This window comes from Immundisolibacter cernigliae (assembly GCF_001697225.1).
Classification (GTDB): Bacteria; Pseudomonadota; Gammaproteobacteria; order Immundisolibacterales; family Immundisolibacteraceae; genus Immundisolibacter; species Immundisolibacter cernigliae.
In genome coordinates, this window is record NZ_CP014671.1 from 1,814,935 (window position 1) to 1,840,967 (window position 26,033).

Annotated in this window: 24 protein-coding genes, 1 other RNA gene and 1 pseudogene; 21 read left to right on the forward strand and 5 right to left on the reverse strand. The window is 70.4% G+C overall.

The annotated features are described in order from the left end of the window. Positions 1-196 precede the first annotated feature (196 nt). The 4 genes from PG2T_RS08575 to PG2T_RS08590 are packed head-to-tail and all read left to right on the forward strand — an operon-like array spanning position 197 to position 3,898. Positions 197-1,522 carry an aromatic ring-hydroxylating oxygenase subunit alpha gene (locus PG2T_RS08575; RefSeq protein WP_068804231.1) on the forward strand — a complete coding sequence of 442 codons (1,326 nt, stop codon included), beginning with the start codon at positions 197-199 and terminating at the stop codon, positions 1,520-1,522. Between the two features lie 45 nt (positions 1,523-1,567). Next, positions 1,568-2,056, forward strand: a complete 489-nt coding sequence (locus tag PG2T_RS08580; protein ID WP_068804233.1) for an aromatic-ring-hydroxylating dioxygenase subunit beta — start codon at positions 1,568-1,570, stop codon at positions 2,054-2,056. Positions 2,057-2,085: 29 nt separating this feature from the next. Beyond that, positions 2,086-2,979, forward strand: coding sequence for an ABC transporter substrate-binding protein (locus PG2T_RS08585; RefSeq protein ID WP_068804235.1), 894 nt, complete (start codon positions 2,086-2,088; stop codon positions 2,977-2,979). A 28-nt stretch (positions 2,980-3,007) separates the two neighbouring features. Next, positions 3,008-3,898, forward strand: coding sequence for an NAD(P)-dependent oxidoreductase (locus tag PG2T_RS08590; protein ID WP_068804236.1), 891 nt, complete (start codon positions 3,008-3,010; stop codon positions 3,896-3,898). Between the two features lie 42 nt (positions 3,899-3,940). Here the strand turns inward: PG2T_RS08590 and rfaE2 are convergent, their stop codons facing one another. The 4 genes from rfaE2 to PG2T_RS08610 are packed head-to-tail and all read right to left on the reverse strand — an operon-like array spanning position 3,941 to position 6,974. Further along, positions 3,941-4,441, reverse strand: coding sequence for a D-glycero-beta-D-manno-heptose 1-phosphate adenylyltransferase (rfaE2, locus tag PG2T_RS08595; protein WP_068804237.1), 501 nt, complete (start codon positions 4,439-4,441; stop codon positions 3,941-3,943). Then, on the reverse strand, positions 4,438-5,019 hold the full coding sequence (locus PG2T_RS08600) for a phosphoheptose isomerase (RefSeq protein WP_068804238.1): 582 nt from the start codon (positions 5,017-5,019) through the stop codon (positions 4,438-4,440). The genes rfaE2 and PG2T_RS08600 overlap by 4 nt, the downstream gene beginning before the upstream one ends. 18 nt (positions 5,020-5,037) lie before the next feature. Beyond that, positions 5,038-5,418 (reverse strand): YraN family protein, encoded by a 381-nt coding sequence (locus PG2T_RS08605; RefSeq protein ID WP_068808010.1) that lies wholly within the window; start codon positions 5,416-5,418, stop codon positions 5,038-5,040. Then, complete coding sequence (locus tag PG2T_RS08610; RefSeq protein ID WP_068804239.1) at positions 5,409-6,974, reverse strand: penicillin-binding protein activator; 1,566 nt, start codon at positions 6,972-6,974, stop codon at positions 5,409-5,411. Before PG2T_RS08610 ends, PG2T_RS08605 begins: the two co-directional genes overlap by 10 nt. A 32-nt stretch (positions 6,975-7,006) precedes the next feature. Here PG2T_RS08610 and rsmI point away from each other — a divergent pair. Next, positions 7,007-7,834, forward strand: a pseudogene (gene rsmI, locus PG2T_RS16885) (16S rRNA (cytidine(1402)-2'-O)-methyltransferase); the annotation flags it as partial. Positions 7,835-7,877: 43 nt separating this feature from the next. Further along, positions 7,878-8,256: RNase P RNA component class A (gene rnpB / locus PG2T_RS08615), an RNA gene on the forward strand. Between the two features lie 20 nt (positions 8,257-8,276). On the opposite strand, the gene PG2T_RS08620 is transcribed toward rnpB, so the two are convergent. Then, a complete protein-coding gene (locus PG2T_RS08620) occupies positions 8,277-9,416 on the reverse strand; it encodes a type IV pilus twitching motility protein PilT (protein ID WP_083214838.1) in 1,140 nt (379 codons plus the stop codon). A gap of 214 nt (positions 9,417-9,630) precedes the next feature. Here PG2T_RS08620 and mraZ point away from each other — a divergent pair, with 214 nt between their 5' ends. Genes mraZ through ftsA form a run of 15 tightly spaced genes read left to right on the forward strand, consistent with a single transcriptional unit; the run spans position 9,631 to position 25,964 of the window. Further along, positions 9,631-10,089, forward strand: coding sequence for a division/cell wall cluster transcriptional repressor MraZ (gene mraZ / locus PG2T_RS08625; protein WP_068804240.1), 459 nt, complete (start codon positions 9,631-9,633; stop codon positions 10,087-10,089). Next, positions 10,089-11,027 carry a 16S rRNA (cytosine(1402)-N(4))-methyltransferase RsmH gene (gene rsmH / locus PG2T_RS08630; RefSeq protein WP_068804242.1) on the forward strand — a complete coding sequence of 313 codons (939 nt, stop codon included), beginning with the start codon at positions 10,089-10,091 and terminating at the stop codon, positions 11,025-11,027. The genes mraZ and rsmH overlap by 1 nt, the downstream gene beginning before the upstream one ends. Further along, positions 11,020-11,295 carry a cell division protein FtsL gene (gene ftsL / locus PG2T_RS08635; RefSeq protein WP_068804244.1) on the forward strand — a complete coding sequence of 92 codons (276 nt, stop codon included), beginning with the start codon at positions 11,020-11,022 and terminating at the stop codon, positions 11,293-11,295. The genes rsmH and ftsL overlap by 8 nt, the downstream gene beginning before the upstream one ends. Next, on the forward strand, positions 11,292-13,025 hold the full coding sequence (locus tag PG2T_RS08640; RefSeq protein ID WP_068804246.1) for a peptidoglycan D,D-transpeptidase FtsI family protein: 1,734 nt from the start codon (positions 11,292-11,294) through the stop codon (positions 13,023-13,025). Before ftsL ends, PG2T_RS08640 begins: the two co-directional genes overlap by 4 nt. Further along, positions 13,025-14,512: a UDP-N-acetylmuramoyl-L-alanyl-D-glutamate--2,6-diaminopimelate ligase gene (locus PG2T_RS08645; protein ID WP_083214839.1), complete on the forward strand. Its 1,488-nt coding sequence runs from the start codon at positions 13,025-13,027 to the stop codon at positions 14,510-14,512. The genes PG2T_RS08640 and PG2T_RS08645 overlap by 1 nt, the downstream gene beginning before the upstream one ends. Continuing rightward, entirely contained in the window at positions 14,512-15,861 is a 1,350-nt protein-coding gene (locus tag PG2T_RS08650) for a UDP-N-acetylmuramoyl-tripeptide--D-alanyl-D-alanine ligase (RefSeq protein ID WP_068804248.1), read from the forward strand. The genes PG2T_RS08645 and PG2T_RS08650 overlap by 1 nt, the downstream gene beginning before the upstream one ends. Next, positions 15,861-16,943 carry a phospho-N-acetylmuramoyl-pentapeptide-transferase gene (gene mraY, locus PG2T_RS08655; protein ID WP_068804250.1) on the forward strand — a complete coding sequence of 361 codons (1,083 nt, stop codon included), beginning with the start codon at positions 15,861-15,863 and terminating at the stop codon, positions 16,941-16,943. Before PG2T_RS08650 ends, mraY begins: the two co-directional genes overlap by 1 nt. A 4-nt stretch (positions 16,944-16,947) precedes the next feature. Continuing rightward, positions 16,948-18,336, forward strand: a complete 1,389-nt coding sequence (gene murD, locus PG2T_RS08660; protein ID WP_068804252.1) for a UDP-N-acetylmuramoyl-L-alanine--D-glutamate ligase — start codon at positions 16,948-16,950, stop codon at positions 18,334-18,336. Further along, entirely contained in the window at positions 18,329-19,537 is a 1,209-nt protein-coding gene (gene ftsW / locus PG2T_RS08665; RefSeq protein WP_083214840.1) for a putative lipid II flippase FtsW, read from the forward strand. The genes murD and ftsW overlap by 8 nt, the downstream gene beginning before the upstream one ends. After that, entirely contained in the window at positions 19,537-20,607 is a 1,071-nt protein-coding gene (gene murG, locus PG2T_RS08670) for an undecaprenyldiphospho-muramoylpentapeptide beta-N-acetylglucosaminyltransferase (RefSeq protein WP_068804253.1), read from the forward strand. The genes ftsW and murG overlap by 1 nt, the downstream gene beginning before the upstream one ends. Continuing rightward, positions 20,600-21,997, forward strand: a complete 1,398-nt coding sequence (gene murC, locus PG2T_RS08675) for a UDP-N-acetylmuramate--L-alanine ligase (RefSeq protein ID WP_068804256.1) — start codon at positions 20,600-20,602, stop codon at positions 21,995-21,997. The genes murG and murC overlap by 8 nt, the downstream gene beginning before the upstream one ends. Next, the gene (gene murB, locus PG2T_RS08680) at positions 21,994-22,887 is read left to right on the forward strand and encodes a UDP-N-acetylmuramate dehydrogenase (protein WP_068804257.1); all 894 of its coding nucleotides are present in this window, start codon (positions 21,994-21,996) and stop codon (positions 22,885-22,887) included. Before murC ends, murB begins: the two co-directional genes overlap by 4 nt. Continuing rightward, positions 22,887-23,858, forward strand: a complete 972-nt coding sequence (locus PG2T_RS08685; protein ID WP_068804260.1) for a D-alanine--D-alanine ligase — start codon at positions 22,887-22,889, stop codon at positions 23,856-23,858. The genes murB and PG2T_RS08685 overlap by 1 nt, the downstream gene beginning before the upstream one ends. After that, positions 23,851-24,732, forward strand: a complete 882-nt coding sequence (locus PG2T_RS08690; protein ID WP_068804262.1) for a cell division protein FtsQ/DivIB — start codon at positions 23,851-23,853, stop codon at positions 24,730-24,732. The genes PG2T_RS08685 and PG2T_RS08690 overlap by 8 nt, the downstream gene beginning before the upstream one ends. Beyond that, positions 24,729-25,964, forward strand: coding sequence for a cell division protein FtsA (gene ftsA / locus PG2T_RS08695; RefSeq protein WP_068804264.1), 1,236 nt, complete (start codon positions 24,729-24,731; stop codon positions 25,962-25,964). Before PG2T_RS08690 ends, ftsA begins: the two co-directional genes overlap by 4 nt. Positions 25,965-26,033: the final 69 nt, after the last annotated feature.

Here is a 26,033-nt window from a genome sequence, read left to right on the forward strand (position 1 = left end):
CCTTGCTTGTGTTGGTCGAGCAGCGGCGCCGCCGGGCGGCGCAGCACGCGATTGTACAAGCGGCGGCCTTGTGCGATTGCGGCCATCCCTACCCATCGTTAAGATGACAAATCACCTCGCACGCCCGCCGCCGCCGAACCAGCGGGCGTGCCCACACCGAATCCCAGCGGCGCAATGCCGAACCGGAGGCTCCCCCATGAAACCCTTCGAATCCATCAACCTCGATGCCTATCTGGACGAGCGTCCCGCCGAGGGCGTGATCCGCGTCGACCGATCCATCTTCACTGACCCGGCCATCTTCGAGCTGGAGATGGAGCGCATCTGGGAACGCAGCTGGTTGTACGTCTGCCACGAAAGCCAGATTCCGAATCATGGCGATTTCCTGACAACCCACTTGGGACGCCAGCCGGTCGTCGTGATTCGAGGCGCCTCGGGCAAGGTCAATATCTTCATCAATGCCTGTGCCCACCGCGGCTCGCAGCTGGTGCACGAAGAGCGCGGCAACAAGACCGACATGACCTGCTTCTTCCACGGCTGGTGTTTCGATACCGATGGCAAGCTGATGTCGGTCACGCGCGAGAAGGGCGGCGGCTATCCGGATCAGTTCCGCAAGGAGAATTTCCACCTCACCGCCGCGCCGCGGGTGGAGTCGTACCGCGGCTTCGTGTTCGCGTCCCTGAGCGACGAGGCGCCGACGCTGGCCGAGCACCTGCGCGACGCGCGGGTGATGATCGACCTGATGGCCGACCAGGGCGGCGAGCAGGGTCTGGAGGTCCTGCGCGGGCATTCGACCTACACCTATGACGGCAACTGGAAGCTGCAGGCCGAAAACGGCGTCGATGGCTACCACGTGCACGGGCTGCACGTGAACTTCGCGCTGACCACGCAGAACCGCGAGCGTATCCGCGCCGGCGCCAACCAGATCAAGTCCATGGACGTGTCGCAGCTGGGCAACCTGGATGCCGGCTTTTTCGACTTCGGCAATGGCCACGTGGTGCTGTGGGGCGACTGGCCTAACCGCGGCGACCGCCGGCCGAATTTCCACATGTACGGCGAGTGGACGGAAAAGTTTGGCGAGGTTTACGCCGAGTGGATGATCGGCAAGCTGCGCAACACGCTGATCTACCCCAACGTGTTCCTGATGGACCAGATGTCGTCGCAGATTCGCGTGTTCCGGCCGGTCGCCGTGGACAAAACCGAGGTCACCATCTACGCCATCGCGCCCAAGGGCGAGCCGCCGAAGATGCGCGCCCACCGCATTCGTCAGTACGAGGATTTCTTCAACGCCTCCGGCATGGCCACGCCCGACGACCTGAGCGAATTCGCCTACGCGCAGAACGCCGCACAGGGCCGCCTGGCGCGCTGGAATGACCTGACGCGCGGCGTGAAGTTCCTGACCAAGGGTGCCGACGCCCGCGCCGCGGCGCTAGGCGTGAAGCCCGACTACTGCGGCGGCAAGGTGGAGGACGAGGGCATTTTCCTGGCCCAGCACCGCCACTGGCTGAATGCGATGCAGAAATAATCGGCCGGCGCCCCACTATCTCGCACAGTTTCAAAGGCATAGACCATGGACGACGTCGCGCGCTGCGCCGACCTGCTGTACACCGAAGCCCGGCTGATCGACCAGAAGGCCTGGGACGACTGGCTGGCTCTTTACCTGCCGGATGCCGAGTTCTGGGTGCCGGCCTGGGAGTCAGAGCACAGCTACACCAGCGATCCGCAAAACGAGATCTCGCTGATCTACTACGCCGACCGCAGCGGCCTGGAAGACCGCGTGTTCCGCCTGCGCACCGGCATGTCGTCGGCCTCGGTGCCGCTACCGCGCACCAGCCACCTGGTCGGCAACGTGCAAGCCAGCGAGCAGGCCAATGGGGATTTCGAGGTCCACGCCAACTGGCAGGTGACCTACTTCAAGCACAAGGAAACGCACTTCTTTGCCGGCCAGTATGAGTACACGCTGCGCCCGCAGGATGACGGCAGCCTGCGCATCGCGCGCAAGAAGATCATCGTCATCAACGACCTGATCCCGCAGGTACTGGACTTCTATCACGTGTGACGGCGGCCGCCCGGCCGCGGGAGTTCGCCATGGATACCGTCAACTGGGGGACGCCGCCGGTCGGCCTGTTCAACTTCCCGATCGAACTGTGGCAGACGACCGGCCGGTTTGCCGAGCGCGGCCTGGATCTGAAGCTCTCCAGCCACCTCACCGGCGAGGAATACGGCGCGCGCATCCGCGCCGGCGCCTATGACATGGGCCAGATCGGTACGCCGGTGTTCCTGCCGGCCGCCGTCGGCTCGCGCGAGTACGCCGTCGTCAGCGTGGGGTTTTGCGACTTCGCACCCTTCTATCTGGTGGCTGCGCCGGGCGTGAACCGGCTGTCCGACTGCCGTGGCGAGCAGGTCGTCATCAACAAGCGCATGACCTGCCCGGGCAGCCTGCTGGAGTGGCATGCGCGCCAGGAGGGGCTGACGATCGACGATTTCAAGGTCGTCGAGCTGATGCAGGACAGCCGCTTCGACAACTACGGCCAGGCCTTCGCCGACGGCATCGAGCGCGCCGCGTTTCGCATCGGCATCCTGTACGAGCCCTACGTCAGCCTGGTGGAGCGCCGCTTCGGCTGGCGCGTGCTGGCCGACTATGCCGACCTGCTGCGGCCGGCCAATTACGGCATCCTGCTGTATGCCCGCCGTCGCTGGATCGCCGAAAAGCCTGAACTTGTTCGGCGCATGGTGCAGGCCTATTTTGCCGCTGCGACGTATGGCGTTGAACATCCGCAGGAGCTGCGGCCATTCGCGGCGCAATTGCCCTTCGTCAGCGAGGACGACATCGAGCGCGCCATGCGCCGCGACGGCCCGCACTGGCTGCGCGAGCCCAGCCTCGACTGGGCCTTCCAGGAACGGGTGGAGCAGGAACTGAAAACGCAGCGCCGTGTGCCGGCCGACTACAACATTCGCGACTACGTCGCCGCCACTTACTGACCGTTGGTCGACATTGCCGGAGAGCGTCATGCAGCTTGGATTCGTCGGCGTCGGCACCATGGGCGCGCCCATCGTCGGTCATCTGGTGGCCGCCGGGCACACGGTCAAGGCCTTCGACCTGTCGGCCGACGCGCTGGCCAAGGCGCAGGCAGCCGGCGCGCAGGCGGCAGGCTCGGTCGGCGAGGCCGCCGCCGGGGCACAGGCGGTGTTCGTCGCCGTCTCCAATCAGGACGTGCTGGGTGAAGTGCTGCGACAGCCAGGGGGCATATTCGAGTGCGCCGCGCCGGGTGCGATCGTGGTCGATCTTGGCACCACCGCGCCGCCGCGTTGCCGCGCCTTCGCCGCCGAGGCACGCGCGCGGGGCATGGATTACGTGGACGCCCCGCTGAGCGGCTCCACGCCGTGGGCGCAGGCCGGCTCGCTGGCCGTCATGGTCGGCGCCGAGCAGGCCGCCTGGGACACCGTGCTGCCGCTGCTGCAGACCTTCGGCGGCAGCATTTTTCATCTGGGCCCGGTCGGCAGCGGCCAGACCGCCAAGCTGTGCCACCAGCTGGCCTTCATGGGCACGCTGCTGGGCCTGAGCGAAGCCGTGGTGCTGGGCGAGCGCTGCGGCATCGACGGCGTCAAGCTCATGGACGTGCTGGGCGCCTGCGTGTCACCGCGCCACGTGATCGATTTTTTCAAACCCCGGCTGGCCGCCCGCCCGCTGGGCGAGGGGCCGACCGGCCTTGGCATCTTCTACAAGGATCTGAAGGCCGTGCAGGAACTGTCGCAGCAGGATGCCGGCATCACGCTGCCGCTGGGCGAGGCGCTGCTCGGCCTGTTCCAGCAAGCGATGGACGCCGGCTACCGCAATTTCGATCCGTTCGGCCTGAGCGAGCTGATCGACCGCGGCGTGATCAGGCCCCGCGCAGGCTGAAAGCAGCGCTTGCTCGACCGGGCCGCGCCGGTCAGTGGTCGGCTATGTCGCGTCCTGCTCGCGGATGCGACGCAGCAGATCGCTGGTCGAGCGCGTGTGACGGAAGCGGATCGAGTGCACCTGTCCGGCGTAGCCGCGCACGAAGTCGGCGCCGACGATGGACTCGACCGGCCAGTCGCCGCCCTTGACCAGATGATCCGGACGCACGGCGTGGATCAGCGCCAACGGCGTATCGTCGTCGAAGGGCACGACCAGACTGACGGCCTCCAGCGCCGCCAGTACCGCCATGCGCTCGGGCAGCGGATTGATGGGCCGGTCCTGGCCCTTGCCCTGACGGCGCACCGAGGCGTCGCTGTTGACGCCGACCACCAGGCTCGCGCCCAGCGCGGCGGCGCGGTCGAGGTAATCGACATGCCCCGCATGCAGGATGTCGAAGCAGCCATTGGTGAACACAATCGGTCGCGGCAGGGCGGCCAGGCGAGCTGCCAGCTCGGCCGTGTCGGTGACCAGTTTTCTGGCGTAGCGGGGTGGGGCGTCGCTCACCGTGGCAGCTCGTCGATCAGCTCGCACAGGCAGTGCAGGATCAGGATGTGGACTTCCTGGATGCGTGCGGTGATCTGCGCCGGCACGCGTATTTCGATATCGGCCGGTCGCAACAGGGGCGCCAGCGCGCCGCCGTCCCGGCCGGTGAGCGCGACTACTCCCAGTCCGGCCTGCTGGGCGGCTTCGAGCGCGCGCAGGATGCCCGGCGAGTTGCCGCTGGTGCTGATGGCCAGCAGCACATCCCCCGGCCGGCCCAGCGCCTGCACCTGGCGGGCGAACACATGCTCGTAACCGTAGTCGTTGGCCACCGCGGTCACGGTTGAGCTGTCCCCGTGCAGGGCAATCGCCGGCAGGCCGGCGCGTTCGCGCTCGTAACGGCCCAGCAGCTCGGCGCTGAAATGCTGGGCATCGGCCGCCGAACCGCCGTTGCCGCACACCAGCAGCTTGCCGCCGCCGCGCAGACTGGCCGCCAGCACGCTGCCGGCGCGCGCGATGGCCGGCGCCAGCGCATCCACACTGGACAGTTTCAGCTGCGCGCTTTCGCGGAAGCGGGCGGCAACGAGGGCAATCGGATCCATACGGCTCAGGTAGCCCGGTCAGTCGTTGGTGAAGGCATTGCGCAGCCAGTCCAGGTGCCCGCCATCGACCGCGCCGGTGATGCTGACGATGTCGAAACGGCACGGCGGCGGCGTGCGCTGGTCCAGGCTCTGCAGATAGTGCTGGGCGGCCAACAGTATGCGGCGGCGTTTGGCCGGGGTGACCGATTCGGCGGCAGTCCCGAAAGCGGCGCTGCGCCGACTGCGCACTTCCACGAACACCAGCTCTGCGCCGTGGCGGGCGACCAGATCGATCTCGCCGCCGCCGACGCGGTAATTACGCGTCAGGATCTGCAAACCCTGCGCCGTGAGGTGCGCCGCGGCCCGGTCTTCGGCCGCCCGTCCGCGCTGCAGATGCGGCGCGCCGGTGCTCACGGCGATCCGCCGGGCATCAGCGGCACCGGCACGCCGCCGCTGAAACGGGCGCAGGCGAGCACGCGCCTGTGCAGGGTGCCGTCGGCGTCCAGGCCCAAGGCACCGGTCAGGCCCTCGGGCAGGGCATCGACCGTGTGCCCCAGGCGAAGCTCCCGGCCCACTGCGTAGGCATCGGCGCCCAGTGCCACCAGGCGCGGCGGTTCGCGGTCCAGTTGCGGCCAGGCCTGCCGTGCAGCGGTCAGAAATCCGCCGTCGCCGGAAAGAGTCTGTCTGTTCAGCGCCCACGGGCTGTCGCAGAACACGACGCTCTGGAGGTCGGCATCGGCCGGCTCCGGACTGCCACTCCATACCTGCGAGGTGGTCAGCACCGGCAGATCGAACAGGCCCACGTAGGCCAGCTGCGGCACGATCTGGCGGGCGTCGGTAGCGCTCGCGATGACGATCAGCGCCTGCGGGCCAGGGAGTGTCGGCGCGGCCGCGGACGATACGCCCGGCGCATCCGGCGCGGCCGGCACCGTGGCTGCCAGACGCGCGCCAAACAGGCCGCGCAGGGCGGCCGCAAAATCGGTGTCGCCAGCGTCGAAGGGAACGGCTCCCGACAGCCGCCCACCCTGCCCGCCCAGGGCCGCGCTGTACAGGTCGCGCAGGCGCCTGCCCCAGGCATCGTCCACGTACAGCATGGCCACGTCACGATAGCCGGCAGCCGCCAGCCACTGCGCGCCGGCGGCGGCCTCGTCGGCCGGATCCAGCGACAGGCGGTACAGGTTGACCTGGCCGACGGCCGGTTCGGGATTGTTCAGCGCCAGGGTCGGACGCGGCAGGGGGGCTTTGGCCAGCGTCGCCACCTCGGCCTTCTGCAGCGGGCCGATGACCGCGGCCGCCCCGTCCGCCAGCGCCTGCCGATAGCTTGTGACCACGTCGTTGCCGCTGGCGTAGAAACGCAACTCGGGCCCGCTGCCGTCGTGCAGGCGCGCCGCGATGATGCCGGTCGTGATGGCCTGCGCCGCGCTGTCGAGGCTGCCGCCGTACGGCAGCAGCACCGCCAGGAAATCACCGCCGGTCAGCGCCGGGCCAGATGTCGGAAAGCTGCCGGGCGGCAGTCGCTGCACGAGCGCATCGCGCTCGGCGGCCAGATCGGCCGGCGGGTGGAGCTCGAGGGTCGGCGCCAGCGCCGCTGCGGCAGCGACCGGATCACCCCGTCCCAGCGCCAGGCGGGCCAGCAGGAGCTGCTTTTGCGTGATCAGCCCATCGCCCAGGGGCGCCACGTCGATCTGGCCGAGCAGTGCCTGACTGCTGGTGGTGTCGCCGGCCGCCAGCCACGCAGCGGCGGCGCGCAGTTGATATGCTTCGCGCCCCGGCGACGGGCGGCTGGCCGCCAAGGCCTGCCAGGCCTGCGCCGCGGCACCATAATCGCCCCGCGCCTCGGCCTCGCGGGCCGGCTGTTCAGGGTCGACGGCCACCGGCGCCGGCGGGGGTGCCGGGGTCGGCGGCGGGCTGGCGCAGCCACCGCCGACTACCAGCAGCAACGCGGCGGCCGCAAGCTTCAGAAGCAGAACGTTCAAGGGACGGGCCGACCGGCTCCCGGACACAGGCAATGGAAACCAGGACATGTGGCGGCCGATTGTACGTGGTGGCCACACCGCTCGGAAATCTGGCCGATCTGAGCCCGCGCGCGGCGCAAACCCTGGCGGCGGTGGCGGTCATTGCTGCCGAGGACACCCGCCACAGCCGGCCGCTGCTGAATCATTACGGCATCCGCACGCCGCTGCTGGCGCTGCACGAGCACAACGAGGCGGCGCAGACCGGCCGCCTGATCGAGCGTCTGCGACAGGGCGAAGACGTGGCTCTGATCAGCGATGCCGGCACGCCGGCCATCAGCGACCCCGGCCAGCGTCTGGTGGCCGCGGCGCATGCGGCGGGCGTCAGTGTGGTGCCGCTGCCCGGACCCTGCGCCGCCGTGGCGGCGCTCAGTGCCAGCGGCCTGCCGTCGGTGCGCTTCGCCTTCGAAGGCTTTTTGCCGGCGCGCGCGGCGGCCCGGCAGGCGGCGCTGGCGGCGCTCGTGGAGGAACCGCGCACGCTCATCTTTTATGAAGCGCCGCATCGCCTGCTGGCCCTGCTGGATGACATGGCTGCCGTATTCGGCGATCGCCCGGTGGCGCTGGCCAAGGAATTGACCAAGATCCACGAGGCGGTGATCAGCGGCGATGCCGAGAGCCTGAAAGCCTGGCTGCGGGCCGAGCCGGGGCGCGAGCGGGGCGAGTTCGTGCTGGTCGTGCAGGGCGCGCCCGAGCGCCCACAGGCCACCGACGACATCGACGCGCTGCTGGGCCGGCTGCTGGCCGTGCTGCCGCTCAAGCAGGCCGTGACCGCCGCGGTGGCGGTGAGCGAGGCGCCGCGCAACCGGGTCTACCGGCGTGCGCTCGCCTTGCAGGCAGCGCCGGCGCAGCCCACACTTGCGCCCGCGGGGAGCCGGACAGGCAATCGCGCCCCCTTGGATGAAGTCCACGGGGGCGAGGAAAGTCCGGGCTCCACAGGACGGGGTGCCAGGTAACGCCTGGGGGGCGCAAGCCTACGGAAAGTGCCACAGAAAACACACCGCCGATGGCGTCGCAAGGCGCACAGGCAAGGTTGAAAAGGTGCGGTAAGAGCGCACCGCGCGGCTGGTAACAGACGTGGCAGGGTAAACCCCACCCGGAGCAAGACCAAATAGGGGGACGGTTGGCCGAAAGGTCACGACGCGTGGTCCGCGCGGTCCCCGGGTAGGTCGCTAGAGGCGGTCGGTGACGGCCGTCGCAGACGAATGATTGCCCTCGACAGAACCCGGCTTATCGGCCGGCTCCCCGCCTGAATTCTTGTCGGCCCGGTCAGAACCCCTGAAAGCGCAGCTTCAGGTCGGTCACGTTGGTGGCGTTGCCCAGCGCCGTGTCCTGGCTGATGTGACCGGCCTCGGCCAGGTCGTACAGGTAGTCGTCGAAGGAGATCATGCCGTGCTGGCGGCCGGTCTTGATGACCTCGATGATGTCCGACTGGCGCTGCGGGTCCTCGATCATGTCGGCGATGGTCGGCGTGACCACCATCACCTCGAAGGCTGCCACGCGACTGCTGCCATCGGCCCGCGGCAGCAGCCGCTGGCTGATCACGCCGCGCAGGTTGGCGGCGATGGCCTTGCGCTGGGTGTCCTGCTCCTCGGGCGGGAAGTACGACACCAGGCGGCTGATGGCGTCGTAGCAATTGGGCGCGTGCAGGGTCGACAGCACCAGATGGCCGGTTTCGCTGGCGCGCACGGCGGTGGTGATGGTCTCGGCGTCGCGCAGCTCGCCGATGAAGATCACGTCCGGATCCTGGCGCAGGGCGGCGCGCATGGCGCTGCCGAAATCCGGCGTGTCGATACCCACCTCGCGCTGGTTGACGACCGACAGCTTGTCCTTGAACAGGTACTCGATCGGATCCTCGATGGTGACGATGTGGCGGCGATCGCGAAGGTTGATCATCTCGATCAGCGCCGCCAGGGTGGTCGACTTGCCGGAGCCGGTGGCGCCGGTCACCAGCACCATGCCGCGCTTTAGCTGGCTGAACATCTCGATCGTCGGCGGCAGGTTCAGGTCCGCCGGGGTGGGGATCTGCATCGTGATTGTCCGCAGGGACATGGCGATGGTGCCGCGCTGGCGATAGATGTTGGCGCGCACCCGGGCGACGCCCGAGAAGCCATGCGACAGGTCCACTTGATGGCGATCGGCGAACACCGCGCTCAGGCGCTCGTCCAGCAGGGCCTTCGACAGGATGTCCATGTCCTCGCCACTGAGCATGGCCTGGTCGGCCATCGGCTCGAGCTCACCCAGGCGCCGCCAGTACGGTGGTGCGCCGGACTTGAAGTGCAGATCGGATACCCGCTCGGCCACTGCCAGGGTGACCAGATGACGCAAGTACGCATCCCCGTCACGAGCCGTGAGCGGCCTGCCGGCAGCGGCATTGGACGGTTCCGGAGCGGTGAATTGGTCGGACATCGTGTTCGGACTCCCGTAACTGGTATGCAAGGAACGCAGTTTAGCCAAGCCGGACACAGGCTGCTGTACCGAAGGTCATAAAAAGCCCCGGGGCGATGCGCGAATTCCTGCCTTGACAGGCCGTGAGCGCAGTTCCTATAGTGGCCACTCAAGTGGGGATTAGTGGGTCACTTTGGTTGAAATGTGGGGGCTGCACCCATAACCCGAGGGGAGCATGTTTCGCGGTATCACGGCGCTCAATCTGGACGCCAAGGGTCGGATGGCCATTCCGAGCCGTTACCGTGAGCGCCTGCAAACCGACGCACAAGGCCAACTGATCCTGACCCTCGACCACCGCGGCCAGTGCCTGCTGCTGTATCCGCTGCCGGTGTGGGAAGCGATCGAGCGCGAACTGATCGGCGCCCCCAACCTGCTGGAAGTCGTGGATCAGCTCAAGCACACCCTGATCGGCCACGCCACCGAGTGCGAGCCGGACGGCCAGGGGCGCATCCTGCTGCCGACGATGCTGCGCGAGCTGGTCGGCATCGATCGCCAGGTGACGCTGGTGGGTCTTGGCAACAAATTCGAACTGTGGGACGAGCAGGCCTGGGATCAGCGCCGCAAGGGTTGGCTGCGGGCGGCGCAGGACGGTGCTGTGAACCTGCCGGAGCAGCTCAGCCGGCTGGCGTTTTGATGAGCCATACAGGCGCCGGTACCCACCGGCCGGTCATGCTGGACGAGGTAATGCAGGGCCTGGCAATCCAAACGAGCGGCTGCTATGTCGACGGCACCTACGGTGGCGGCGGGCATGCGCGCGCGCTGCTGGCGGCGCTGGGACCGAATGGCCGGCTGCTGGCCATCGACAAGGATCCGGCGGCCGCCGAGCGGGCGCGGGCCGAATTCGCCGGCGATGCGCGCGTCAGCATCCACCACGGCAGCTTTGCACGCCTGGGCGAGTTCGTGGACGCGCACGGTCTGCGCGGGCAGATCGCCGGGGTACTGCTGGACCTTGGCATGTCGTCGATCCAGCTTGACGATGCGCAGCGCGGTTTCAGCTTCATGCGCCCCGGGCCGCTGGACATGCGCATGGACACCAGCCGCGAGCCGACCGCCGCGCAGTGGCTGCAGGACGCCGACCAGGCGCAGATCGAACAGGTCCTGCGCGAATTGGGCGAGGAGCGCTACGCGCGCCGCATCGCCGCCGCCGTGGTGGCGCGCCGCGCGCAGGCGCCGATCGCCACCACCGACGATCTGGTCAACGTGGTGCGCGGCGCCATGCCGCGGCGCGAGCAGCACAAGCACTTTGCGACGCGCACCTTCCAGGCGCTGCGCATGGTCGTCAATCACGAGCTGGACGACCTGGCCACCGGTCTCGATCAGGCGCTGTCGGTGCTGGCGCCCGGCGGGCGGCTGGTGGTGCTGAGCTTCCATTCCCTCGAAGACCGGCCGGTCAAGCAGTTCATGCGCCTGCACGCCGGGCGCTTCGAGGGCGCGCACGAACCGCCCGTGCTGCGCCTGGTGCGGGTGCCCAAGAAGGCCGGCGCGGCCGAACTGGCGGTCAATCCGCGCGCGCGCAGCGCCATCCTGCGCGTGGCCGAGCGCCTGCCCGATCCGGCGCCCGCCCATGATTGAGCGCATCGGCCATCTGCTGCTGGCGGCGCTGCTGCTGGTCTGCTTCGCCTGCGCGCTGGGGGTGGTGCATATCAAGTACCGCGAACGCCGCCTGGTGACCGAGCTGAGCGAGCTGCGCGAGAGCCGTGACCGTCTCGACAGCGAGTGGAGCCGCCTGCTGCTGGAAGAGGCCACGTTGACCACGCATGCGCGGGTCGAGGGCAAGGCGCGCGACGAGCTGGGCATGGTCCTGCCGCAGCCGCAGGAAATGGCGCAGGTGCGACGATGAGCGCCGTGTTCTCGCGTCCGCGTCACTACCTTGTGCTGGTCCTGCTCCTGCTGGCCGGTGGCGCGCTGATGGCGCAGGCCGTGTACCTGCACACGCTGCGCACGCAGTTCCTGAAAGGCCAGGGTGATGCGCGCGCCCTGCGCACCGTGTCCATCAATGCCCATCGCGGCATGCTGCTGGACCGCAACGGTGAGCCGCTGGCCATCAGCGCGCCGGTCGATTCGGTATGGGTGGTGCCGGAGGATTTTCGCAAGGCGCGGCAGCGCTGGCCCGAACTGGCGCATGCGCTGGGGCTGGACCCGGCGCAACTGTCGGCCACCGTGGCGGCGCGGGCCGACACCAGATTCGCCTATCTGCGCCGCGCGGTGCCGCCGGAAATGGCCGATGCCGCCCTGGCACTGAAGCTGCCCGGCGTCTACCGCCAGCGCGGCTACCGCCGTTACTACCCGCTGGCCGAAGCCGCCGGCCACGTGGTCGGCTACACCGATATCGACGACAACGGCCAGGGCGGGCTCGAAGCCGCCTATGACGGCCACCTGCGCGGCACGCCGGGCAGGGAGCGCATCGTGCTCGACGCTCGGCGTCAACGCGTCGCCCTGCTCGAAACCATCGCCCCGCCGCGACCGGGCAAGGATCTGAAGCTGTCCATCGACCGGCGCATCCAGTACCTGGCCTATCGCGAGCTGAAAGCCGCCGTGCTGCGCCACAAGGCGGCCTCCGGCATGGCGGTGATGCTGGATGTGGCCAGCGGCGAGGTGCTGGCCATGGTCAACCAGCCGACCTTCAACCCGAACGATCGCGCCGATCAGGATCCGGACCGCCGCCGCAACCGGGCCGTCACCGATCCGTTCGAGCCGGGCTCCACCATCAAGCCGTTCACCGTGGCCGCCGCCCTGGCGCACCACAGCTTCGATCCGCACCGCGTGATCGACACCTCCCCCGGCTACCTGCGCGTGGCCCGGCATACCGTGCGCGATGTACACAACTACGGCGCGCTGGACATGGCCGGCGTGATCCGCAAGTCGAGCAACGTCGGCGCGGTACAGATCGGCCTGTCCATGAGCCCGGCGCAGATGTGGGAGAGCTTCGCCCGCTTCGGCTTTGGCGTGCCCACCAGCACCGGCTTTCCGGGCGAAGCCAGCGGCCTGCTGCGCGCCGCGCAAAGCTGGCGACAGGTCGAGCAGGTGACCATGGCCTTCGGTTACGGTGTGTCGGGCACGGCCCTGCAATTGGCGCGTGCCTATGCTGCGCTGGCCAGCGGCGGCCTGCTGCGGCCAGTCAGTTTTCTGGCCGTGCCGGCCAGCGAGCAGCCAGCCGGTGAACGCGCCCTGCCGGCGGATGTCGCGGCCGAGGTCAACGCCATGCTCGAAGGCGTGGTCGGGCCGGGCGGCACGGCCACCAAGGCGGCCATCGCCGGTTACCGGGTGGCCGGCAAGACCGGCACCACGCACATCGCGGCCGGCGGCAGCTACGACCGTCGCCGCTATCTAGCCACCTTCGCCGGCTTTGCGCCGGTCAGCAATCCGCGTCTGGTGCTGCTGGTCAGCCTGCGCGACCCGCAGGGCGCCTATTACGGCGGCGAAGTGGCCGCGCCGGTGTTCCAGAGCGTGATGGCCGGCGCCCTGCGCATGCTCGGCGTGGCGCCGGACGCCCTGCCGGCGGCGCCGCTGATCCCGCCGACGCCGGCTGCGACACCGAACCTGCTGCAGGCGGCGGAGCGCCGCCTGTGATGGTCGCTCGCAAAGCCAACCCGACGACGGTGCCACTGGCCACGCTGCTGGCCGGCTGGCTGGACGACGAAGCGAGCGCCGGCCCGGTCGGCGAGCTCGCCATCGGCGGCCTGTGCAACGACAGCCGCCTGGCGCAGCCGGGTGACCTGTTCCTGGCCGTGCCCGGGCGGCGCACCTCGGGGGCCCGGCACCTGGAGCAGGCCATCGCGGCCGGCGTCGCGGTGGTGCTGATCGACGCCTCCCTGCCGCTGCCGACCGGCTTGCCGGTGCCCGTGCTGACGCTGGCGGACCTGGCCGCCCGGCAGGGCATCATCGCTGCGCGCTTTCATGGCGAGCCGTCCAAGGCGCTGGCCGTGATCGGCATCACCGGCACCAACGGCAAGACCTCGGTCAGCCATTTCCTGGCCCAGTGCCTGCCCCGCTGCGGCATCCTGGGCACCGAGGGCAACGGCTTTCCGGGGCATCTCGAACCGGCCACGCACACCACGCCCGATCCGCTGGCCCTGCAGGCCTGGCTGGCCCGGCTGCGCGGCGAGGGCGCCCGCACGGTCGCGATGGAAGTCTCCTCGCACGCCCTGCACCAGCAGCGCACCGCCGGCGTGCGCTTCGACACCGCCGTGTATACCAATCTGGGCCACGACCACCTGGACTATCACCGCGATCTGGACGACTACGCCGCCGCCAAGGCCGGCCTGTTCGCCAGCCCCGGCCTGCGCGCGGCGGTGCTCAACGCCGACGATCCCTACGTCGAGCACATGGCCGCGGCGCTGGCGCCCGGCGTGCGCGTGCTGCGCTACGGCCTGCGACACGGCGAGCTGCGCGGCAGTGCCGATGCCCGGCCGGGCGGCCTGCTGATCGATATCGACAGCCCGTTCGGGCAGACACGCTTCGCCAGCCCGCTGCTGGGCGAGTTCAACCTGTACAACCTGCTGGCGGTGCTGGGCGCCTTGCTGCTGGCGGACGTGCCGTTTGCCGACGCCGTCGAGAAACTGCAGGCGCTCGCGCCGGTGCCGGGGCGCATGCAGGCCCTGCGCCGGCCCGGCGCGCCGCTGGTGGTGATCGACTACGCCCACAACCCGCCGGCGCTCGAATCAGTACTGACGGCGCTGCGTGCCCACGTGCCGGCCGGCGGGCGCCTGTGGTGCGTGTTCGGCTGCGGCGGCGAGCGGGATGCCGCCAAGCGGCCGGTGATGGGCGAGCTGGCCGTGCGCCTGGCCGACCGCGTGGTCGTCACCGACGACAACCCGCGCGGCGAGGCGCCGGCGGACATCGCCGCCGCCATCCTGGCCGGCATGCCGCAAACCGCCGGTGTGGAGCTGATACACGACCGCGCCGCGGCCATCAGCCATGCCATCGCGGCCGCCGATGTGCGCGACGTGGTGCTGATCGCCGGCAAGGGCGCCGAGCGCTTCCAGATCGTCGGCACCGAACGCCGGCCGTTCAGCGATTTCGACTGCGCGCAGAACGCGCTCAAGGGGCGACCGTGATGTCCCTGGCACAGGCCGCCGTCATCGTCGGGGCCGGCAGCCGGCCGGCCGGCGACTTCAGCGGCGTCAGCACCGACAGCCGCACCCTGCGCCCCGGCGAGCTGTTCGTGGCGCTCGAAGGTCCGCATTTCGACGGCCACGATTATCTGCCGGCGGTGGCTGCCGCCGGCGCCGCCGGCGCGCTGGTGCGCCGTGCCCATCCATCGCTGCCGTGCCTGGAAGTGGCCGACCCGCTGACGGCGCTGGGCCAGCTTGCCGCCGCCTGGCGGGCACGCTTCGACATTCCCGTCCTGGCCGTCACCGGCAGCAGCGGCAAGACCACGGTCAAGGAACTGCTGGCCGCCGCCCTGGCCGGTCTGGGTCCGGTGCTGGCCACGCACGGCAACCGCAACAACCACATCGGCGTGCCGCTGACGCTGCTCGAACTGCGGGACACCCACCGTGCGGCGGTGGTCGAAATGGGCATGAACCACGCCGGCGAGATCGCCCACCTGGCCGATCTGACGCGCCCGACGCTGGGCCTGATCAGCAACGCCGGTCCGGCGCACCTGGAAGGCCTGGGCAGCGTGGCGGCCGTGGCCCGCGCCAAGGGCGAGCTGATCGAGCGCCTGCCGCCGGACGCCGTGGCAGTGCTCAACGCCGACGATGCGCACTTCCCACTGTGGCGCCGGCTGGCCGGCAATCGCCAGATCATCACCTTCGGGCTCGATCAGACCGCCGATGTGACGGCCGACTGCCGGATGGCGGCCGACGGTACCGACGTTGAACTGCGCACACCCAGCGGTACCGTCAGCACCCGCCTGAGTCTGCTCGGCCGGCACAACGTGCAAAACGCACTGGCAGCGACGGCTGCCGCGCTGGCGGCCGGCGCCCGTCTGGCGGATGTCGCGGCCGGCCTGCGCACGGCCCGGCCGGTGCCGGGGCGGCTGTATCCCCTGCCGGCGCAGCAGGGCGCCCGGCTGATCGACGACAGCTACAACGCCAACCCCTTGTCGGTGCAGGCGGCCATCGCCGTGCTGGCCGGCCTGCCCGGTGAGCGTGTGCTGGTGCTCGGCGACATGGGCGAACTGGGCGCCGACGCGGCGGCACTGCACGCGCAGTGCGGCGCCGCCGCGCGGGCGGCCGGAATCGAGCACCTGATCACGCTGGGGCCGCTGTCGGCACACGCGGCGGCGGCATTTGGCGCCGGCGCTGTCGCCTGCCGTGAACTGGCGCAGCTTGTGGACGTCGCCGGCCGCCTGCTGCGACCGGACCTGACCGTGCTGGTCAAGGGCTCGCGCAGTGCCGGCATGGAGCGGGTGGTGCAGGCGCTGGCCGCGCATGGCGCGGACGCGGGCGGGCTGCACTGATGCTGTACCACCTGTTCGATGCCCTGAGCGATCAAATCAGCGGCTTCAACGCCTTTCGCTACATCACCCTGCGCGCCATCCTGGCGGCACTGACGGCGCTGGTCATCTCGCTGGCCGCCGGCGGACCGGTAATCCGCTACCTGACGGCGCTGCGCCTTGGCCAGCAGGTGCGCACGGACGGTCCGCAGACGCATCTAGGCAAGGCCGGCACGCCAACCATGGGCGGCGCGCTGATCCTGCTGGCGATCGCCATCACCACACTGCTGTGGGCGGACCTGCGCAGCGCCAAGGTGTGGATCGTGTTCGCCGTGGCGCTGGCCACCGGCCTGATCGGCTGGCTGGACGATTACCTCAAGGTCACGCGCCGCAACTCGAAGGGCCTCAAATCACGCCACAAGTTCCTGGGGCAGCTGGTGGTGGGCATGGCCGCCGCACTGGCCATCTACAGCCTGGTGCGGGTGCCGGCCGAGACCCTGTACATCGTGCCGTTCATCAAGGACGCCACCTTCCATCTGGGCTGGCTGTTCGTGCCGGCAAGCCTGCTGGTGATCGTCGGCTCCAGCAACGCGGTGAACCTCACCGACGGCCTGGACGGTCTGGCCATCCTGCCCACCGTGATGGTGGCCGCCGCGCTGGGTGTGTTCGCCTACGTGGCCGGCCATCAGGTGTTCGCCCGCTATCTGGGTCTGCCGTTTGTACCCGGTGCCGGCGAACTGGCCATCGTGTGCGGCGCCATGGTCGGCGCCGGACTCGGCTTCCTGTGGTTCAACACCTACCCGGCGCAGGTATTCATGGGTGATGTCGGCGCGCTGGCGCTGGGCGCCACGCTGGGCACGGTGGCGGTGCTGATCCGTCAGGAACTGGTGCTGTTCATCATGGGCGGCGTGTTCGTGATGGAAACCGTGTCGGTCATGCTGCAGGTGGCCTCGTTCAAGCTCACCGGCAAGCGCATCTTCGCCATGGCGCCGCTGCACCACCACTTCGAGCTGAAGGGCTGGCCGGAGCCGCGCGTGATCGTGCGCTTCTGGATCATCACCTTCATCCTGGTGCTGGTCGGTCTCGCCAGCCTGAAGATTCGCTGACGGCATGCACGCGGTGGCTGAGCAACTGAAAAAACGCGCGCTGGTGGTCGGGGCCGGTGCCACGGGCCTGTCCTGCGTGCGCCACCTGCTGGCGCAGGGCTACGAGGTGCGGGTGCTCGACACGCGCCAGATTCCGCCGGGCCTGGCCGAATTGCGGCAGTTGGTGCCGGTCAGCGATATCCATCTTGGCGACTGGCCGGCGGCGGCATTTGCCGGCGTGGACGAGATCGTCGTCAGCCCCGGCGTCGGTCTGGACGCCCCGCCGCTGGTCGATGCCGCCGCGCGCGGCCTGCCGCTGCTGGGCGACATCGAGCTATTCGCCCGCGCCGTCACGCGGCCGGTGCTGGCGATTACCGGCTCGAACGGCAAATCCACCGTTACCACGCTGGTCGGGCAGATGCTGACCGGTGCCGGACGCACGGCGGCGGTGGGCGGCAACCTGGGCCCGCCGGCACTCGACCTGCTGGCGGGCGCGCTGCCGGATGCCTACGTGCTCGAACTGTCGTCGTTCCAGCTGGAACGCACCGCGAGCCTGCGCCCGGCTGCCGCCTGCGTGCTGAACCTCAGTCCCGACCACATCGACCGCCACGGCAGCTTCGCCGCTTATGCCGCCGCCAAGGCGCGGGCGCTGGACGGCGCCGCGGTGGCGGTGCTCAGCCGCGACGATGCGGGCGTCGCCGCACTGGCCGGCGGGCTTGGCGCTACCCAGCGGGTGGTCTGGTTCGGACTCGGCGCGCCGACCGGCGCCAGCGATTTCGGTCTTCTCGAACGCGATGGCGCGCCGTGGCTGGCGCGCGGCGACGAGGCGCTCCTGCCGGCGGCAGCGCTGCGCCTGCCCGGCCGTCACAACATCGCCAATGCGCTGGCCGCGCTGGCATTGGTCGACGCGCTGGGCGTACCGCTGGCGCAGGCGCTGCCGGCGCTTCGCGAATTTCCCGGCCTGCCGCATCGCACGCAGTGGCTGGGCGAACATGGCGGCGTGGCCTGGTACGACGATTCCAAGGGCACCAACGTCGGCGCCACGCTGGCCGCCATCGAGGGTCTGGCGCCGACCCGGCCCACTGGCCGGCTGGTGCTGATCCTGGGCGGACAGGGCAAGGGCCAGGATTTCGCGCCGCTGCGCGGGGCGCTGGCCGCGCATGGCCGGGCGGCGGTGCTGATCGGCGAGGATGCCGCGTTGATCGCCGACGCCCTGGGCGACGCCGTGCCGATCCAGCGCGCCGCCGACATGGCCGCCGCGGTGGCGGCCGCCGCCACGCTGGCCGAGCCGGGCGATGGCGTGCTGCTGTCCCCGGCCTGCGCCAGTTTCGACATGTTCAGCGGCTACGCCGCCCGGGGCGAGGCCTTCGTTCGCGCCGTGCGGGCGCTCGTCGGGGTGATCACCGATGAGTAGTGTCGGCACCACCGCCCGCGCGCCGGCGCCGGTCGCCGCCGGCCTGCGCGGGCCGGCCGAGTGGGACTGGGCGCTGCTGGCCGTGGCAGCCCTGCTCGCCGCGGTGGGATTGGTTGCCGTGTATTCGGCTTCGATCACGGTCGCCGCCCGCAGCGTCGGCGACAGCGAGTATTACCTGCAGCGGCAGGCCATGTATCTGGCTCTGGGCGTGCTGGGCGGGTATTTCTTCACCCAGACCCGGCTGGTGTTGTGGCATCGCCTGGCCGGTTTTGCAGTGCTGGGCGCCACCGTGCTGCTGGTGCTGGTACTGCTGCCGGGCGTCGGCATCGAGGTCAATGGCGCCGCCCGCTGGCTGGGCGGCGGTGGCCTGCGCCTGCAACCGTCGGAACTGGCCAAGCTCGCCTTTCTGATGTTCGCCGCCGCCCGTCTGTCGGAGGCCGACACGCCCGAGCTGCTGCGCGAGCGCATGCTGGTGATCCTGGTCAGTCTTGGCCTTATCGGCGCTCTGTTGCTGGCGGAGCCGGATTTCGGCAGTTTCGTGGTGCTGGCGGCGGCCACCGGCGGCTTGCTGTTCCTGTACGGCGTGCGCTGGCTGTATTTCATCGCCCTGGGCGCTACCGGCCTGGCGGCGCTGGCGGCGCTGGCGGTCGCCTCGCCCTACCGCCTGGCGCGGCTGACCAATTTCCTGCACCCCTGGGACGACCCGTTCGGCGCCGGCTTTCAGCTCACGCAGGCGCTGATCGCCTTCGGGCGCGGCGGCTGGTTCGGCGTGGGACTTGGCAACAGCGTGCAGAAGCTGTTCTACCTGCCCGAGGCGCACACCGATTTCCTGCTCGCCGTGCTGGCCGAGGAACTGGGCCTGTTCGCGGTGCTGGGCGTGATCGGTCTGTTCGGCTTTCTGGTAGTGCGGGCGTTTGCCATCGCCCGGCGCGCGGCCGCCAACGGCGACGGCTTCGCCGCGCTGCTCGGCTACGGCCTGGGCCTGACGATCGGTTTTCAGGCCTTCGTGAACCTGGGCGTGAACATGGGCGTGCTGCCGACCAAGGGCCTGACATTGCCGCTGATGAGCTACGGCGGCACCAGCCTGGTGGTCAGCTGCCTGCAGATCGCGCTGCTGCTGCGTATCGACCACGAGCAGCGGATGCGTCGTGGTGTCAACGGCGCGCCGGCCATGACGGCGCAGCGCCGGGGGCGGCACTGATGCAGGTGCTGATCATGGCCGGCGGCACCGGCGGGCATGTGATGCCGGCGCTGGCGGTGGCCCACGAGCTGCGCACGCAGGGCCACGACGTGCGCTGGCTGGGTACCGCGACGGGCCTTGAGGCGCGCGCCGTGCCGGCGGCCGGCATCGAGCTGTTCACCTTGCCGGTGGCCGGCCTGCGCGGCACTGGCGTGCTGCGCTACCTGTCGGCGCCGGTCGGCCTGCTGCGGTCGCTGGCGCAGGCCATGGGACTGCTGCGCCGGCTACGCCCGGATGCGGTGCTCGGCCTGGGTGGGTACGCCTCCGGACCCGGCGGCGTGGCGGCCTTCCTGCTGCGCCGGCCGTTGTTGATCCACGAACAAAACGCCCGTCCGGGCCTGACCAACCGCCTGCTGGCGCGTCTGGCGCAGCGTGTCCTGGCCGGCTTTCCGGGCCTGCGCCTGGCCGGCCGACCGGCCGAGTTCACCGGCAACCCGGTACGTGCCGAGCTGCTCGACCTGCCGCCGCCCGGCGAACGCCTGAGCACTGCGCCGCGCCTGCTGGTGCTGGGCGGCAGCCAGGGCGCGCAGGCCATCAATGCGGTCGTGCCGCAGGCGCTGGAACTGCTCAAGCAAAGCGGCGTGCCGCTGCCGCAGGTGCGCCACCAGGCCGGACGGCAGCACGCCGAAGCGGTGACGGCCGATTACCGCGCGCGCAGTTTGACGGCCACGGTCGATGGCTTCATCGACGACATGGCAGCCGCCTACGGCGCGGCGGATCTGGCCATCTGCCGGGCCGGCGCGCTGACCGTGGCCGAGCTGTGCGCGGTCGGCCTGGGCGCGCTGCTGGTCCCCTTCCCGCACGCGGCCGACGATCACCAGACCGCCAATGCCCGCCATCTGGCCGGCGCCGGCGCCGCCGTGCTGCTGCCGCAGGCGGACCTGACGCCGCTGCGCCTGGCCGAGCTGCTCGGATCGCTGCTGGCCGATCCGGCGCGGCGCCTGGCGATGGCCGAGGCGGCGCGCCGCCTGGCGCGGCCCGACGCCGCGCGGCGCGTGGCGGCGGCCTGCCTGGAGGTGGCCCATGCGTGATCGCGTGCGGCACATCCACCTGGTCGGCATCGGCGGCTCGGGCATGAGCGGCATCGCCGAGGTGCTGCTGAACCAGGGCTACCGGGTCTCCGGTTCGGACCTTGGCCCGAGCGCGGCGGCCGAGCGGCTGCAGGCGCTCGGCGCACAGGTGCAGCGCGGTCACGCGGCCGGCAACATCGACGGCGCCGACGTGGTGGTGGTGTCGACCGCCGTTCCGCCGGACAACGTCGAGATCACTGCCGCCCGCGCCCGCGGCGTGCCGGTGGTGCCGCGCGCCACCATGCTGGCCGAGCTGATGCGCCTGAAGGACGGCATCGCCATCGCCGGCACCCACGGCAAGACCACCACCACCAGCCTGGTGGCACATCTGCTGGCGCAGGGTGGGCTGGATCCGACCTTCATCATCGGTGGGCGGGTGAATGCGCTCGGCTCCGGGGCGCGCGTGGGCGCCGGGCGCTACCTGGTGGTCGAGGCCGACGAATCGGACGCGTCCTTTTTGCACCTGAACCCGATCCTGGCGGTGGTCACCAACATCGACCAGGACCACATGGACACCTACGGCGGCGACCCGGCGCGCCTGCGCCAGGCCTTCGTGGAGTTCCTGCAGCGCCTGCCCTTCTACGGCCTGGCCGTGCTGTGCCAGGACGATGCCGGGCTGATGGCCCTGCGCGAGCGCATCGGCCGGCCGGTGCTGACCTACGGCCTGAGGCCGGATGCCGACCTGCACGCAGACGAGGTCACCCAGGACGGCCTGCGCATGCATTTCACCGTCCGTGCCGCCGGCCGCTCGCCGCTGGCGGTGACGCTGAACCTGCCTGGGTTGCACAACGTGCAAAACGCCCTGGCGGCAATCGCCATTGCCCGCGAGGTGGGCGTGGACGATGCCGCCATCGCACGGGGACTGGCGAGCTTCGAGGGCATCGGCCGGCGCCTGCAGCACCTTGCCGACGGCGCGCTGGACGGCAAGCACCTCACCCTGATCGACGACTACGGCCACCACCCGCGCGAACTGCAGGCGACGCTGGACGCCGTGCGCGGCGCCTATCCGGGCCGGCGCCTGCTGACCGTGTTCCAGCCGCACCGCTACAGCCGCACGCGCGATCTGCTGGACGATTTTGCCGCCACGCTGTCGGCCGGCACCGACGCGCTGCTGCTGTGCGAGGTCTACGCCGCCGGCGAGGCGCCGATCGCCGGCGCCGACGGCCGCGCCCTGGCGCGTGCCATCCGCGGCCGCGGGCGCATCGAGCCGGTGTTCGTGGAGCACTTGGCCGACCTGCCGCACAGCCTGGCGGCGGTGCTGCAGGACGGCGACGTGGTGCTCACGCTGGGCGCCGGCAGCATCGGCCAGGCCGCGGCGGCGCTCGCCAGCGGCCTCGCGGGGGGCGTATGAACGCCGCCGCTTACGCCGACCGGCCGGCCGTGCGTCGCCACGAGCCTATGGCCCGGCACACCAGCTGGCGCGTTGGCGGTCCGGCCGACGTGTATTGCGAGCCGCACGACCTGCCCGAGCTGCAGGCTTTCCTGGCCGAACTGCCGGCCGATGTGCCGCTGCTGTGGATCGGCCTTGGCAGCAATCTGCTGGTACGCGACGGCGGCTTTCGCGGCGCGGTGGTGTGCCTGGGCAAGGGCTTTGCGCAGATCGAAACGCTGCCCGATGGCGGACTGCGGGCCGGCGCCGGCCTGCCCTGCGCCAGGCTCGCCCAGCATTGCGGGCGCGCGGGCCTGGCCGGCGGCGAGTTCCTGGCCGGCATTCCCGGCACCGTCGGCGGGGCGCTGGCCATGAACGCCGGCGCCCACGGCGGCGAGACCTGGCAGCGCGTCACTGCCGTGCAGACCATCGACCGTGCCGGCACGCTGCACCGTCGCCTGCCGGAGGCTTACCGCATCGCCTACCGCAGCGTCAGCGGCCCGCCGGGCGAGGGTTTCGTGGCGGCCGAGTTCGCCTTCGAGGCCGCGCCCGTCGAACAGGTGCAGGCGGCCATCCACGCCCTGCTGCGCCGCCGCGCCGCGACCCAGCCCCTGCGACTGGCCAATGCCGGATCGGTGTTCCGCAACCCGCCGGGCGATTTCGCCGCCCGGCTGATCGAAGCGGCGGGCCTGAAGGGTCTGACCTGCGGTCGGGCGCAGGTATCCGAGCTGCATGCCAATTTCATCGTCAACCTCGGCGGCGCCTGCGCGGCCGACATCGAAACCCTGATCGACACCGTGCAGGCGCGGGTCGAGGCCGCCAGCGGCGTGCATCTGGAGCCGGAAGTGCGCCGCGTCGGGGAGGCCAGCTGATGCGCGCGCCACAGAATTACGGACGGGTGGCGGTGCTCTACGGCGGCCGTTCGGCCGAGCGCGAGGTGTCGCTCAAGAGCGGCGCGGCGGCCCTGGCCGCCTTGCGGCAGGCCGGCGTGGACGCCATCGGCGTCGATGCCGCGGCGCCGGATCTGCTGGCGCAGCTGACCGCTGGCGGATATGCACGCGCCTTCATCGCCCTGCACGGGCGCGGCGGCGAGGACGGCACCCTGCAGGGCGCGCTCGACTGGCTGGGCCTGCCCTACACCGGCTCCGGCGTGCTCGGCTCGGCACTGGCCATGGACAAGCAACGCGCCAAGCAGGTGTGGCAGGGCTGCGGCCTGCCGACTGCGCCGTTTGCGCTGGCCGGACCGGACAGCGATTGGGACGCGCTGGCGGCGCGCCTGGGCCTGCCGCTGATGGTCAAGCCCTCCCGTGAGGGCTCGAGCATCGGCATGAGCAAGGTCGAGCGCGCCGCCGACCTGCCGGCGGCCGTGGCAGCGGCGATGGCGCACGATCCGCAGGTGCTGATCGAACGGTTCATCGGCGGCGGCGAGTACACCGTCGGCATCGTCGGCAACCGCGTGCTGCCGGCCATCAAGCTCGAGACGGATCGCGCCTTCTACGACTACGAAGCCAAGTACCTGCGCGACGACACCCGCTATCTGTGCCCGTGCGGTCTGCCGGTGGCGCAGGAACGCGCCCTGCAGCAGCTGGCGCTGGACGCGTTCGCGGCGCTGGACTGCCACGGCTGGGGCCGGGTCGACCTGCTGCTGGACGACAGCGGCGCGCCGTACCTGATGGAGGCCAACACCGTGCCGGGCCTGACCGACCACTCGCTGGTGCCGATGGCGGCGCGCGCGGTGGGCATGGATTTCGGCCAGCTGATGCTGGCGATCCTGGACACCAGCCTGCACCAGCCGCAGGCCACGCCGCGGCTGTTGGCGGCCGGGGAGCAGGCGGATGTTTAGGGCACCGCCTCCGCCGCGCCCGCTGTACCAGTCCATCGGTGCGGCCTCGCTGCCGCGTCACGCCGCCCGGCCGCAGCGGCGCGGCGCCCGCCTGCGCCCACCGACGCTGCGCGAGCAGGCGGCGGCGTGGCTGGCGACGGCGCGCCAGATCGGGCGCTGGGCGTGGCGCTTGGGTCTTGCCGCGTTGCTGCTGGCGGCGGCGGTCGGTGGCGCCCGGGGCCTGGCGTGGGTCACCGACCCGGCGCGTTTTCCGCTGACCACGGTGGAGATCACCGGCGATCTGGATCACGTCGATCGCAAGGCGCTGGAACAGCGCCTGCTGCCGGCCGCCGCGGGTGGCTTCTTCAGCGTGGACGTGGCGGCCGTGGCCGAGGCTGCGCGGCGTCAGCCGTGGGTCAAGCGCGCCCTGGTGCGCCGCGTATGGCCGGACAAACTGGTGGTGGAAATCGTCGGCCACCGGGCCATCGCCCGCTGGGGTGACGGCGGCCTGCTCAGCGACAGCGGCGAGGTCTTCGCAGTCGCAGGACCGCTGCCGGACGCCCTGCCCCTGCTCAGCGGCCCTGGCGGCGCACGGCCGCAGCGGGTGTTTGCCGACTACCAGCGCTTCTGTCGCCTGCTGGAAGGCTTGCCGCCGGTGCGCGAGGTGCGTCAGGAGGCCCGCGGCGCCTGGCACATCGGGCTTGCCAACGGAATGACCATCACCGCCGGCCGCAAGGATGTGGCCGGCCGCCTGAAGCGCTTCGCGGCCGTCTACCGCAGCCGCCTGGCCGGCGTTGCACCGCCGCTGGAAAGCGTGGACCTGCGCTACAGCGACGGCTTTGCGGTGCGCTTCAAACCGCCCTCCGAACCCGACCGCAAGGTCATGGATTTATGAGCAAGAAACAGGACAAGCGGCTGATCGCCGGCATGGACATCGGCACCTCCAAGATCGTCACCCTGGTCGGCGAGGTGACGCCCGAGGGGGCGCTCGAAATCATCGGCCTGGGCACGCACCCGTCGCGCGGGCTCAAGAAAGGCGTGGTGGTGAACATCGAGTCGACGGTCGCCTCCATGCAGCGGGCGGTCGAGGAAGCCGAGCTGATGGCCGGCTGCCAGATTCATTCGGTCTATGCCGGCATCGCCGGCAGTCACATCCGCAGCATCAACTCGAACGGCATCGTCGCCATCCGCGACCGGGAAGTCACGCAGGCCGACGTGGACCGGGTGCTGGACGCCGCCAAGGCGGTGGCCATCCCCATGGACCAGCGCATCGTGCACGTGCTGCCGCAGGAGTTCGTGATCGACGAGCAGGAGGGCATCCGCCAGCCGGTGGGAATGTCCGGCGTGCGCCTGGAGGCGCGCGTGCACATCGTCACCGCCGCTGTCAGCGCCATGCAGAACATCGTCAAGTGCGTGCGCCGCTGCGGCCTGGAAGTGGACGAGCTGGTGCTCGAGCAGGTCGCCTCCAGCCATTCGGTGCTGACCGACGACGAGATGGAACTGGGCGTGTGCCTCGTCGACATCGGCGGCGGCACCACCGACATCGCGGTGTTCATCGGCGGGTCGATCGCGCACACGGCGGTGATTCCGATTGCCGGCGATCAGGTCACCAACGACATCGCCGTGGCGCTGCGCACACCGACCCAGTTCGCCGAGGAAATCAAGGTCAGGTACGCCTGCGCGCTGCGCCAGCTGGCCGGCGCCGACGACACCATCGAGGTACCCAGCGTCGGCGACCGGGCGCCGCGGCGCCTGTCGCGCCAGACGCTGGCCGAGGTGGTCGAGCCGCGCTACGAGGAGCTGCTGCGCCTGGTGCAGGCCGAACTGCGGCGCAGCGGCTTTCAGGACCTGATCGCCGCCGGCGTGGTGCTGACCGGCGGCAGCTCCAAGATGGAAGGCGTGATCGACCTGGCAGAGGAAATCTTTCACACGCCGGTGCGGCTGGGTCTGCCGCACCGGGTCAGTGGGCTGGTGGACGTGGTGCGAAATCCGATCCACGCCACCGGCGTCGGACTGCTGCTGTACGCGCTCGAACAGCGCGCCACGCAGGAGCCGTCGCGGCGCAGTTTGAGCAGTTTCAACGGTATTTGGGCGAAGGTCAAAACCTGGTTTCAGGGGGGCGTATGACGATTCTGGGCGACAGAGGCAAGGGCAAAGGCAGGGGCGAGGCACGCGACACGATTCTTGGCCGGGGAC